6 protein-coding genes are annotated in these 13,855 nt (G+C 48.4%); all 6 read left to right on the forward strand.

From position 1 onward, the window contains the following. The first annotated feature begins 12 nt into the window (after window positions 1-12). The 6 genes from ACYVB1_RS09795 (at window position 13) to ACYVB1_RS09820 (ending at window position 13,854) form a co-directional block, all read left to right on the forward strand. Window positions 13-3,570: a VCBS repeat-containing protein gene (locus ACYVB1_RS09795; protein WP_460923315.1), complete on the forward strand. Its 3,558-nt coding sequence runs from the start codon at window positions 13-15 to the stop codon at window positions 3,568-3,570. A gap of 128 nt (window positions 3,571-3,698) precedes the next feature. Continuing rightward, complete coding sequence (locus ACYVB1_RS09800) at window positions 3,699-4,049, forward strand: FG-GAP repeat domain-containing protein (RefSeq protein WP_460923317.1); 351 nt, start codon at window positions 3,699-3,701, stop codon at window positions 4,047-4,049. A gap of 584 nt (window positions 4,050-4,633) precedes the next feature. Continuing rightward, on the forward strand, window positions 4,634-7,792 hold the full coding sequence (locus ACYVB1_RS09805; RefSeq protein ID WP_460923319.1) for a SusC/RagA family TonB-linked outer membrane protein: 3,159 nt from the start codon (window positions 4,634-4,636) through the stop codon (window positions 7,790-7,792). A gap of 25 nt (window positions 7,793-7,817) precedes the next feature. After that, window positions 7,818-9,455 (forward strand): RagB/SusD family nutrient uptake outer membrane protein, encoded by a 1,638-nt coding sequence (locus ACYVB1_RS09810; RefSeq protein ID WP_460923321.1) that lies wholly within the window; start codon window positions 7,818-7,820, stop codon window positions 9,453-9,455. A gap of 111 nt (window positions 9,456-9,566) precedes the next feature. Continuing rightward, the gene (locus ACYVB1_RS09815; protein ID WP_460923323.1) at window positions 9,567-10,124 is read left to right on the forward strand and encodes a hypothetical protein; all 558 of its coding nucleotides are present in this window, start codon (window positions 9,567-9,569) and stop codon (window positions 10,122-10,124) included. A gap of 124 nt (window positions 10,125-10,248) precedes the next feature. Further along, entirely contained in the window at window positions 10,249-13,854 is a 3,606-nt protein-coding gene (locus ACYVB1_RS09820; RefSeq protein ID WP_460923325.1) for a VCBS repeat-containing protein, read from the forward strand. The last annotated feature ends 1 nt before the right edge of the window (window position 13,855 follow it).

The following is a 13,855-nucleotide window of genomic DNA, read 5'->3' on the forward strand; positions in this document are numbered from 1 at the left end:
ACCCTTTCTTCTATGCGCTTTTTCAGCACACGTTACCTCCTGCTATTCGCCTTATCAGTACTTGTATTGCCTGCCTGCGAGCAGCAGGACAAGCGCCTTTTTGAAAGACTGACTTCGGACAATACGGGGATTGATTTCTCGAACCGGATATTTGAGTCAGACACCATGAATATTCTCCAGACGGAGTACATCTACAACGGTGGCGGAGTAGGCATTGGTGATTTCAATAACGATGGGTTGCCGGATGTTTATTTTACAGGAAACATGGTGTCCAATAAACTCTACCTGAACAAGGGCGGCTTCCGGTTCGATGACATCACAGAAAAAGCCAGCGTAACAGGAGAGGGGAAGTGGTGCTCTGGCGTGGCTTTGGTAGACATAAACAACGATGGCTGGCTGGACATCTATGTGGCAGCCACTATGAAGCCGGACTCCCTTAGCCGGGCAAACCTCCTGTATGTCAACAATGGACCGGACAAAGACGGGAACCCTACCTTCACGGAATCAGCAGCAAAATATGGCATTGCAGATACAGGGCACTCCACTAATGCAGCTTTCTTTGATTATGATAATGATGGGGACCTGGACCTGTATGTGCTTACCAACGTAATCAATGCTGGTGTGCCGAGCACCTACCATAAAAAAATGAAGGATGGTAGCGCTCAGAACAACGATCGCCTGTACCGCAACGATGGGAACGGCACCTTCACCAACATAACACGCGAAGCAGGCATCCTGATAGAGGGCTTCGGGCTGGGGCTTGCCATCAGTGATATTAACCTGGACGGCTGGCCTGATATTTATGTTACCAACGATTACCTCTCAAACGACCTGCTGTACATCAACAACCAGGACGGCACCTTTACCAACAAAATAAGAGACTACATCAAGCACACCAGTTACTCGGCAATGGGTAACAGCGTGACCGATATCAACAACGATGGGCTGGTGGATATCCTGGCGCTGGACATGCTGCCCGAAGACAACCAGCGTAAAAAGATGATGCTGATGGCGAACAATTACGCCACCTACCTCAACAACGACATGTACGGATATGAGCACCAGTACGTCCGGAACACCCTGCAGCTTAACCAGGGCATGACGCCTGCCGGCCACCCGGTTTTCAGCGAGGTGGCACAGCTAACAGGCCTGTACCAGACCGACTGGAGCTGGACGCCTTTGGTGGCGGATTTCGACAACGACGGCTTCCGTGATGTGATCATCACCAACGGTTTTCCAAAAGACGTGACCGATCAGGATTTTCGGGTTTACCGCAGCGGACCGGCAGGTATGGTAGGCGGTAATATGTACCTGATCGATTCCATTCCGATTATTAAAATATCAAACTACGCTTTCAGGAATAAAGGAGATCTATCTTTCAGTGATGAAACCAAGAACTGGGGCCTCGATATTCCTGCCTTCTCTAACGGAGCGGCTTATGCTGACTTAGACAACGACGGCGACCTGGACTTTATAGTTAACAACATCAACGACAGCGCCTTTGTATACCAGAACAACCTGTATGCTGCAAAAAAGGGCGAAGGTGAAAATCACTTTCTGCGCCTGGAGTTCAAAGGAGCTGCGCCTAATGCGGCGGGCCTGGGGGCTATGGCAACCATTTACTACGGCAAGGGTAAAAAACAACATCACGAAAACAGTGTGTACAAAGGCTATCTCTCGTCTGTGGAAGGCATCGCACACTTCGGCTTAGGCAGCGTCGATAAGGTAGACTCACTGAAGGTGGTATGGCCCAATGGCAAGTACCAGTTGCTGAGGAACATCAGGGTAGACCAGGTGCTGACACTGGACCAGCAGGAGGCGGGCCAGCAAAACCTGCTTCAAAATGCGGAAGACCATCAGCAGCGTATGGTTTTCAGAGAAGTGGCAGCCGAACACGGCGTGCAGTACAAGAGCATTGAAGACGATGGCATTGACTTTAACTGGCAGCGCACACTGCCGCACAAACTGTCGCAGTTCGGGCCCGGTATAGCGGTTGGCGACATTAATGGCGATGGCCTGGATGATTTTTATATTGGCGGATCCGCCGGCAAAGATGGAGGCTTGTTCACACAGTTGCCGGATGGCACCTTCAAACTAACACAGGGCAGTATCCCAACTGGTAAGACCGGGGAGGATATGGGGGTACTTTTCTTTGATGCAGATAACGATGGCGACCTGGATTTCTATGCTGCCAGCGGAAGCTATGAGTTCCAGGAAGGTTCAGAGCAGCTCCACGACCGGCTTTATTTGAACGATGGTGAAGGCCATTTTACACAGGAAAAGGCGGCGCTTCCTGCCCTGGCATCAAGCAAGTCCTGTGTAAGAGCTGCAGATTATGATAAAGACGGGGACCTGGATTTGTTTGTGGCAGGCCGTGTGGTGCCGGGTAAATACCCGCTCGCACCGGAGAGCTATATCCTCCGGAACGACGGGGGGCGTTTTGTGGATGTCACCGCTTCCGTAGGTCCGGAGCTGAAAAATATAGGTATGGTTACGGATGCCTTGTGGTCTGACTTTAACGGGGACGGCGAGGTGGACCTGGTGCTGGCGGGAGAGTGGCTGCCGGTTACTTTCTTCCAGAATGCCAACGGTAAATTCAGGAACATCACCCCGTCAACAGGGCTTGCCGCCTATACCGGCTGGTGGAACAGCCTGGCAGCGGGGGATTTTGATAATGACGGTGACATTGATTATGTGGCAGGTAACTTAGGCCTGAACACGAACTATGTGGCCTCAACTACACAACCCCTGAGCATTTTCGCGAAAGACTTTGACAATAACGGAAGTATAGACCCGGTGCTGGCCTGCTACCTGAAAGCCACAGATGGCACCATGAAGCCTTTCCCGATGCATACCCGCGACGACCTGAATGCGCAAATGCCGCGTACCCGCAGTCTTTTCCCGCGCTACATCCATTATGCCAATGCGACAATAGACGAGGTGATACCGCAGGCCGAGCGTGAGGGTGCCCTCATCATGAAAGCCACACATTTCCAGAGTAGCTATATAGAGAACCTCGGGAATGGTAAATTTAAGATGAAACTACTGCCCAAGGCCGCGCAGCTGGCTCCCGTATATGGCATGCAGCCGGATGACGTAGACGGTGATGGCAACCTGGACCTGCTCCTGGTTGGTAACGATTACGGAACGGAGGTTTTCACAGGCAGGTATGATGCCTTTGCAGGGCTTTACCTGAAAGGAAACGGCAAAGGGGGCTTTTTCCCGACAACTCTAACCAGCAGCGGTTTCTTTGTGAATGGCGATGCCAAGGCTATTGCGCAGGTGGTGAATGCAAAGGGGCAAAAGCTGACACTCGTTACCCAGAATAACGATAGCCTCCGCATGTTTGCAGCAAAAGACAAAGGAGGAAACCCTGCAAAAGTGATAGCGCTGCAGCCATTAGACTGCATGGCTACCATTACCTATAAGAACGGGAAAAAACAGGTGCAGGAGTTCTATTACGGCCAGACGTACCTCTCGCAGTCGTCACGCAAGCTGACATTAACCAGCTATGTGACTTCTGTTCATATCAAGGATTTCAGCGGCCGTACACGAAAGGTAGAGTTATAGCATACCATTCTACATCTTTCTTTGTCTGGTCATTTTAACAGCTTGCACTGGCCGTCCTGACCAAGACAAGCTGGAAGGTGAGCGTGTGAGCCTGAGCCTATTTTTACCTCATACTAAGTGCCTCCAAAGTGCTTGCCCGTGATTTTGACCAGGACGGCGACCTGGATGTAGCGGCCATCTCTTTTTTTCCGGACTTCAAAGAGGTGCCGGAGAAAGGCTTTGTGTACCTGCGGCAGGAAAAGAACCTAACCTTTGCCGCCAGCACCTTTGCGCAGTCGCAGTTGGGCCATTGGCTGACGATGGAGGCTGGTGATTATGACCAGGATGGTGATGAGGATATCATTTTAGGATCTTTTACCTATACACCTGCTCCACCTGCCTGGCAGGAAAAATGGAGAAGTGAAGGGGCAAGCCTGGTTGTGCTGCAGAATCAGCAAGTAAAGAAGGTAGAGAAAGCTATTGCTTTAAATAAAAAGTAAAAGAGCACCAGTAACTCTTTTACTTTTACCACTTTGCATCTATTGCTAAAAAGTAGCACCTTTTTTAGTTGCCGTATAGGCGTCTTGGTTAAATTTTATCAAAAAAAGTTTTTCCCCAATCTTTAAATGAAATGCACCGTATAAAGCGTGCAATTTCATCGGAGCAATCTTCTTTCCTGTGAACAATTGAAGCTGGAAGCTCTGTGCTTTTTTCTGTTTGATTTTTTTATACTATTCTCTTGCTCAAATCTATATGCTATAAGTAGAACTACCTAATTGATGTAGGTATTTATACATCTTCTGTTACGGGATTGAAGTATTATAAAAACAGATAGGAAATTATTTCTGCGACATGTGGTAAAACTAAATTATTTTTCTAAATTGGCGAAAACTTCCAGTCTGAGTAACTAATCACTAAGCCTGTAGAGGATCTATTTAACATATGTAGTTGTAGAAACTGAAGCCGCTCTTTTTCTTTGGGAATAAAAATTAATCTTCCCGGAAGCGGGTATATCGAACTGATATAGAAAAGAGTGGTATTATTTATAATAAGTTTATAGTCTTTTTAACACAATAAACACTGTATGAAAAAGAATTACTTTAATACGTGGTTGCTCACTAATAGCAGCCATAAGAAAAAGCCACAACAGAAAAAGGTGCTCGCCATGCTGTTAGTTGCTGCATGCCTGTCACAGGGTTCTGTGCAGGCAGAGGCTGTTGGTATGAGTGCATTCGGCCGTTATGCCAACGATGGCATAATGCTGGCCAAGGATGGCATACGGCAGACAGTGCCTGTGAGCGGAAGAGTTGTGGGCGATGACGGACAGGGTGTGCCGGGTGCTACGGTAGTGGTAAAAGGAACAACAATAGGTACTGCCACAGATGCAAGCGGTAACTTTACACTGAATGTGCCCAACGGTACAGGAACCCTGGTTGTTTCCTTCATCGGCTACAGAACACAGGAAGTGCCAATCAACAACCGTTCTACTGTTAACATTACGCTTGCTACAGATACCAAGGCCTTAGAGGAGGTAGTTGTAGTGGGTTACGGTACGCAGGAGCGTTCTGACGTGACAGGTGCTATTTCTTCTGTACAGGGAGAGGCCATGGAAAGAATTCCTACGCCATCGGTAGCGCAGCAGCTGCAGGGGCAAGTTGCAGGTGTACAGGTAACAGCTAACTCTGGTTCACCAGGGGCCGGTTCAAGTATCCGTATCAGGGGAGCCGGTACTATTGGTAATAACAACCCGCTGTATGTAGTAGATGGTGTGCAGGTAGAAGGTAATATCAACTACCTGAACAGCAATGATATCGCCTCTATCGAGATTCTGAAAGATGCTTCTGCAACTGCTATTTATGGTTCAAGAGCTGCCAACGGTGTGGTAGTTGTTACAACCAAAAAAGGTAGAGCAGGAACGTCTGAGGTAAGCTTCTCTGCTTACACAGGTGTGCAGACGGCCTGGAGAACGCTGGACATGACAAACGCCGCGGAATACGCCAGGCTGGACAACATGGCCAGACAGGCCGCAGGTCTCCCAACAAACCCAGCCTGGGCAAATCCTGAGTCATTAGGCGAAGGCACAAACTACCAGGATGAGTTATTCAGAACAGCACCAATTTCTAACTATCAGTTATCCTGGTCTGGTGGTAGCGAAACCTCTACCATGTATGTGTCTGCAGGTTACTTTCAGCAGGAGGGTATTGTAATCGGTACTGATTTTGAACGCTACACCTTCCGTTTAAACACAGACCACAAAATCGGGAACAGGGTAAAGATTGGTAACACCCTGCAGTTAAGCTCTACCGAGGAAGCGCTGATTCCGAATAACGAGGACCTGAACACAGGGGTACTTTCACGTGGTATCCGCCAGCTGCCTACGGTTCCTGTTTACAATCCGGATGGTTCTTTCGCAGGTCCTACCGGAAACTTTGAAGGCGAGTCTGAAAACCCGGTTTGGTTGGCGCTAGAGTCTTATAACACCAACAGAAACTATCGTGTGTTGGGTTCTGTGTTCGGAGAGGTAGAGATTATAGAGGGCCTGAACTTCCGTTCAAGCTTTAACTTGGACTTCAACTACTTCAGGAATCAAAACTTCGATCCTGCCTATGCGATTGGTAACAGAGTTAGTACTGCCAACCAGCTGGGCGTAAACAACAGCACCAACAGAAATTGGCAGTGGACGAACCTCTTTACCTATAATAGGTCTTTTGGCCAGCACGATATTGATGTACTTGCCGGTGTTGAAGCGCAGGACAACTACTACCAGAATGCCTTTGCCAGAGGTGGTGGATTCCTTAAAAACGCAGAAATCCAGCATTTGAACCAGGCAACAAGTAACTTTTTCGTGAGTGGTGGAGCGTCTGAATCTGCTATCTTTTCTCAATTAGCCAGGGTGAACTATAGCTTTGGTGACAGGTACCTGTTAACAGCAAACATCAGAAGAGACGGTTCTTCTAAATTTGCAAATAACCGGTATGGTGTTTTCCCTTCTGCCTCCATTGGTTGGAGAGTATCAGAGGAGAACTTCTTCAAGGACAATGTAGGCTTTGTAAGCAACCTGAAGCTGCGTGCCAGCTGGGGTGAAACAGGTAACCAGAACATCTTCAGTAACTACCCAACCTATGGTGTAATCCAGGGTGGTGGCCGATATGCGTTGGGTGCCGATCAGATTCAGGTTCCTGGTTTCTTCCAGGGAGTACAGGTTAACCCGGATATCAGATGGGAAACAACTGAGCAGGTTAACTTCGGTTTGGAAACTGGTTTCCTGAATAACAAACTGACCTTTGCTGCGGACTACTTTGTGAAGACTACCAAAGACCTGCTCCTGCAGCTTCCTATCCCGGAGAGTACTGGTCCTGGTGCTGCCTTCACGAACGCAGGTAGTATCCGAAACAGAGGTTTCGAGTTAGCCCTGGGTTACCGCAACATGGACAATGCCTTTGGTTATGGTTTTGGATTGAACTTGACTACTGTTGACAACGAGGTGCTTGATCTGAACGGGTTAGTGCTGACGCAGCCTTTCAACCGTACGCAGGAAGGTCTGCCAATAGCGCAGTTCTTCGGCTTCCAGACTGCCGGTATCATCAGAACAGAGGAAGAACTTAACCGTGTACAGCAGGTTCAGCCAGACGCTGAGTTAGGTGACATCATATTTGTTGACCGCGATGGAGATGGTCAGATTGACGGTGATGACAGAACATTTATCGGTAATCCGCTTCCTGACTTTACAGCGGGTCTTACTGGTGAGTTGACTTACAAGAACTTCGACCTGAACTTCCTGTTTAACAGCAGCGTCGGCAACGACATATTCAGTGCTATCGCACTTTACGGTTACTCTGCTGACCCAGGCAACAAGTTCAGTTCCCTAATCGGAAATACCTGGACGCCGGATAACCCGAATGCAGAATTCCCAAGACTGATTGCCGGTGACCCGAACAATAACCTGAGACCGGATTCTGACAGATGGATAAGAGATGGTTCTTACGTTCGTCTTAAAAACCTTCAGCTTGGTTACAATGTGCCGGCAGCAATTTCTCAAAGAGCAAGAATTCAGCGCCTGAGAGTGTATGTAAGTGCCGCCAACCTGATTACCTGGACAAGGTATGACGATGGATTCGATCCGGAAATTGGTTCTTCAAGATGGCTGGAAGGTCAGTCTAACAGTGTGCTGGAAATAGGTGTGGACCGAGGTATTTATCCGCAGTCAAGAACATTCCTGTTCGGAGTAAACATCGGTATTTAATTAATGTATTAACTCAAACAAACCAATGATAAATTTAAAAAGAACGATCTATCTGTCTCTAGTAGCGGGCGGATTAATCGCGGGTGGTGCGGCACTTCAGGCCTGTGATGATGAATTTCTGGATAGAAGGCCGCTGTCTGATTTAACAACTGCCAACTTCTACACTTCAGCGGAAGATGCGCTGGCAGCACTGAATGCTGCATACGACCCTTTGCAGTGGGATGTACATTCCCGTATGGACTGGATTATTGGAGACGTAGTAGGCGGTGATACGGACAAAGGAAGTACCGATGACCAGGACTACATCCAGATTCGGCAGTTCCAGTACTTTACCCATACATCAGGTATTGCGGATTTGAATGACTGGTGGAGCCAATTGTATGATGGTGTTTACCGTTCTAACCTGGTGCTGGAGCGTGTACCGCCTATTGAGATGGACGAAACACTGAAGGCCAGAATCCTGGGTGAAGCGAAGTTCCTGAGAGCCCACTATTATTTTACCTTGGTAAAAGCTTTCGGACGCGTTCCAATCATTACAAGTGTACTTAACCCAGAGGAGGTTTTCGTTCCACGTCCGGCGTCTGTCGCAGAAAACTGGGCTCAGATAGAGCAGGATCTGAGAGAGGCCATTGAAGTACTTCCCGAATCCTATAGTGGAGCGGACGTAGGTAGAGCAACGAAAGGTGCTGCACGAGCTCTTCTGGCTAAGTCTAAGCTTTGGCAATCTACTCCTGAAGGATGTTCAGAAACGCCATGGGCTACACAAGACCAGTATCAGGAGGTAGTAGATCTGACAAATGCTATCATAAATTCAGGTAAGCATAGATTGGAAGAGGACTTCGAAAGTATATTTCTTCTGGAAGGGGAAAACAACCCAGAAATTATATTTTCAGTTCAAGGTGTAGGTGGAACTGGTGGCTGGAACAACGATAACGATGGACTTGCGCTAAACCAGTGGCTATCACCCCGTACAAATGAAATCTCTGGCTGGGGGTACAGTACACCAATCGGGCCATTGACACCTGATAACTACGGAGGCAACCCGAATATCAAGGTGAACAACATTGTGGAGGCCTTTGAGCCTTGTGATCCACGTCTGGAGTACTCTATCTTGATGATAGGTGATACCGTTAACGGGATTCCTTATGACTATGCAAGAGAAAAACCTGGTGATCCAAATTCTCCCTACCAGTTCTCGCCATGGTCACGTACCCGTTATAGTATACAAAAATTCCTGATACCTGAGAGCCAGATAACAGGTCCTGCTAACTCGCCGCTGAACATTCCGCTTATTCGTTATGCTGATGTGCTCCTTTGGAATGCTGAGGCACTGAATGAACTTGGCAGAACACAGGAGGCACTGGAGTCACTGAACGCAGTGAGAAGACGCGCACGTGAGAGCATGGAAGGTGCTACCTGCCCGCAGCCTGTTACAAACGTAAGCCAGGCCGAACTTCGTGACCTCATCATTGCAGAGCGACGCAAAGAGCTTGCCTTTGAAGGACACCGTTTCTTTGACCTTGTAAGAACCTGCAGAGCAGCTAGTGTGCTAAATGCCATGGGACGTCCGTTCAAGACAGGTATAAACGAATTGTTGCCTATACCTCAGGCGGAAATCGACAGAAACCCAGCCCTGCAGGGGGATCAAAACAATGGGTTCTAAATTTGAGAATTTATAGAAGGAACTACATCCCCTTCTGTATTAGTTGATGAGAAAAGGATCACAGTTTGTGATCCTTTTCTTATTTTTAGACTGTGGATAAGAATATACCTGATGAAAAATTTCTTGAGTAAATATTGTGCATTCATTTTGACTGTTTTTGGCAGTTTAGTATTAGCTGGCTGTAGCAAAGACGAGTTTCCTGATCCTGTAAACAGTACAAGTAGCGGCATCTCCGCTGTGGTGAACGGTGTTAAATGGGGAGCCTCAAACGGAAATTTTAAATTAGGATCACGGACCATTACGAATGGAGCCGACGCGTTCATTGGCACAGGCGACACCCTGACTATCATTGGTGTGCAGGTGCTGGACGGAGACACAACAGCCATTATGCTCTCTGTAAAACTCAGGACCGATAGGGTAGGTTCTTACCGCCTCAGAAGCGGTACTGCCGGGGATGGGAAGGCTTACTTCCTGAATGGCGTCTCGGAAGCAGCCCTGCAGGAAACAAAAGAGAAGTACAGTGGTGGCATCACAAACGGAGAACTGCAAATCTCCCAATACGACGCCACTAATTACAGCGTATCCGGCAACTTTGGGTTCAGCATGTCTGCTACAGGCGAAACCACTTATACCGTTGTTGCCGGAGAAATAGAAAATGTCACTTTTTAGGCGGCAGATGTGTTGTCTGTTTTTAGATGCATTCATACAACCGGCTGCTTTCCTGAAAGAAAACACGAAGGGTGGGAGCATCTGAATTTTGCGCCCTCCACTTACAACATGCCGTTCAGCTATCATGACACTGAATACTTTTCGTTTACCCGTTCTTCTTAAAGCACTGGCCCTTTCTGTTGCAGTTGTAGGTTTTACCAGCTGCAGCCAGGAAGAAAAGATGTTCGAGCTAAAGTCCCCGGACGATACCGGCATTACCTTCGAAAATACACTCACTTCCAACGACTCTATCAACCTTCTCAACTTTGAGTATTTCTACAACGGGGGTGGCGTAGCGGTTGGCGACTTGAATAACGACGGTCTGCAGGATGTCTTTTTCACAGGAAACATGGTTTCTGCCAAACTTTATCTGAACAAAGGCAACCTTGAGTTTAAGGATGTGACGCAGCAGGCAGGTGTAGAAACATCCAATTGGGCAACAGGAGCCTCTATTGTAGATATAAACAACGACGGCTTGCTTGATGTCTACGTCTGCATGTCAGGGTATAAAGACCCTGATCGCCGCAGGAACCTCCTGTTTATAAACAAAGGCACAGGCGCAGACAATAGCCCCCTGTTTGAAGAAGAGGCCGAAAAGTACGGGCTGGCAGACACCGGCTATACCAGCCAGGCTGTGTTCTTCGACTACGACAAAGACGGGGACCTGGATGTGTACCTGGCTACCGTAAACCGTGCGGATGTAAACCCCAATGTGATGGCAGCAAAAGCTGGAACAGGCAAGAGTTCCAGCGTAGACAGGTTGTACCGGAACAACGGCAACGGCACCTTTACCAACATTGCAGAAGAAGCCGGCATCATCAAAGAAGGCTATGGCCTGGGCGTTGGTATCGGCGACATGAACCAGGATGGCTGGCCTGACATCTATGTCACCAATGATTTTATCTATGATGACCTGCTCTACATCAACAACCAGGACGGCACGTTCACAGAAAGTATCCGCAGCTATTTAAAGCATACAAGCCATTTCTCGATGGGTACGGATATCGCCGATTTCAATAACGATGGGCTTCCGGACATTATCAGCGTGGACATGATGCCGGACGACAGCAGGCGGCAGAAACTCATGAACGGGGTAAAAAAATACGATGAGTTTCAAATGGCACTTCAGCGGGGATATATGCCGCAGTATGTACGCAACAACCTGCACCTAAACAATGGCAATGGCTCTTTCAGTGAAATAAGCCAGTTGGCCGGCGTCCATTATACCGACTGGAGCTGGAGCCCTTTGTTTGCGGACTTTGATAATGATGGCACCCGGGACCTGTTTATCACGAACGGTATCCGCAAAGACATCACGCACCTCGATTTCGCCACCTACTACCTGACACAGGCCAGATCCGCTTTCGGGAGCAGAGGTATCGAAACGCACCTCCTGAAAATAGCCGAAACCATGGAGGGATCTAAAAAGCACAACTTCATGTTCCGGAACAGCGGGAATTTAACCTTTACGGATGAGTCTGTGAACTGGGGTTTTGACCGGGAATCTTTTTCGACAGGCGCCGCTTATGCTGACCTGGATAATGACGGAGACCTTGATATTATCATCAACAATGTGGATGAGAAGGCCTTTGTGTACCAGAACATGGTTTCGGAACGGGCTAACCGTGCAAAAGAAGGTAAAGACAAGGAAGGAGGTAACAGGCATTATCTCCGGATAAAGTTTGAAGGGGCTGCCGCCAATAAAGCTGGTATAGGCGCAAGAGCGGTGCTAAGGTATAATGACAGGATGCAGGCGGCGGAGCAGTATCCTGGCAGGGGTTTTCAGTCGACAGTAGAGAATACGCTGCATTTTGGCCTGGGGCCAGTTGAGCGGGTGGATGTGGTGGAAATTACATGGCCCGACGGAAAACACCAGGTACTGAAAAATGTAAAGTCTGATCAGGTGCTTGTTGTAAGCTACAAGGATGCAGTAGAAAAAAACACAGCGGGAGAGCCTGCAGAAAATAATGCTTCTTTCTTTGAGGATATAACAGCCGATGTAGGCATATCTTATAAAGACCAAAGCCAGGAGTATGTAGACTTTAAGCTGCAGCCGCTGCTGCCGCATAAGTATTCGCAGAATGGTCCGGGTATATCGGTGGGCGATGTAAATGCAGATGGGCTGGAGGACTTCTACGTTGGCGGTAGCGCCACCTATCCCGGCACCTTTTTTCTGCAGGGGAAGGACGGGAAGTTCAGCTCCAGAGCGCTTGCCTTAGGAGAGAAGCCGGAAGAAGACATGGGCAGCCTGTTCTTTGATGCGGACGGTGACGGCGACCTGGACCTGTATGTAGTAAGCGGTGGAAGTGAATATGCAACAGGAGACAAAGCCTACCAGGATCGGCTGTATCTGAATGATGGCAAAGGTAACTTTACGCTTGATGCCTCGGCTTTACCGCAGTTAACTGCCAGTGGTTCCTGTGTAACAGCGGCAGACTATGACAAGGACGGAGACCTGGACCTGTTTGTAGGAGGAAGAGTGCAGCCAAGAGCGTTCCCGCTGCCAGCAAAGAGCTATATCCTGCAGAATAACGGTGGTAAGTTCAGGGATGTAACACAGGCCGTTGGACCGATGCTTTCTGACATTGGGATGGTGACTGCCGCACTCTGGACCGATTTCGACCAAGATAATGCGGTAGACCTGGTGGTGGTAGGAGAGTGGATGCCAGTGAAGTTTCTGAAGAACGTAGATGGCAAGCTACAAGACGTGACCGCTGCCACAGGACTCAGCGGAACGAGCGGCTGGTGGAACAGCCTGGCGGCAGGAGATTTTGACAATGACGGAGACATCGATTTTGTAGCAGGTAACCTGGGGCTTAATTCTAAGTTCAAGGCCTCAGAAAACCAGCCGGTTCAGGTATATGCCAAAGACTTTGACAAGAGCGGTACGACAGATGCGGTGATAACCCATTATATCCAGGGCAAAAAACAGCTGGTGCACGGCCGGGACAACCTTACGGATCAAATGGTATCCATGCGCAGGGAGTTCAGGACCTATGAAGACTATGCCAGCAAATCGTTTGATGAAATATTTACTCCCGAAAGGCTGGAGGGGGCATACGCTGTCAAGAGCGAGAACTTTGAAACCAGTTACATCGAGAACCTTGGTAACGGCAAATTTAAGATGACTGCACTACCCATGCAGGCACAGTTTGCCCCTGTATGTGGTATTACGGTAAATGACTATGACGGCGACGGAAACCTGGACATGCTGCTGGTCGGCAACTCTTATGCTACCGAAGTGGTAGTAGGGCGTTATGACGCTTTTACGGGCCTTTACCTGAAAGGCAATGGCAAAGGGCAGTTCTCACCTGTTGATGTGAACAAGAGCGGGTTTATGGTTGATTCTGATGCCAAGGGAATGGCGGAAGTAAATACCGTAAATGGAACCCCGCTGATACTTGTGGCTGCTCATAATGATTCCTTGAAGGCTTATAAGCGGGCGACACCTCAAAAAGCTTTGCATGCTGTTCCTGTTTTACCGTCTGATGCTTATGCCATCATCAAACTGGCTAACGGCACTAAAAGAAAGCAGGAGTTTTACTTCGGTTCCGGCTACTTGTCACAGTCTTCCAGAACACTGTGGTTACCGGCAGGCACCAGATCTGTTCAGATAATGGATAAGGCAGGAAAGTTGCGGACGGAGATTACTGATGTACAGCAAACAGGTTTGGCTGCAAACAGGAGGTAAA

This window comes from Pontibacter brevis (assembly GCF_054779655.1).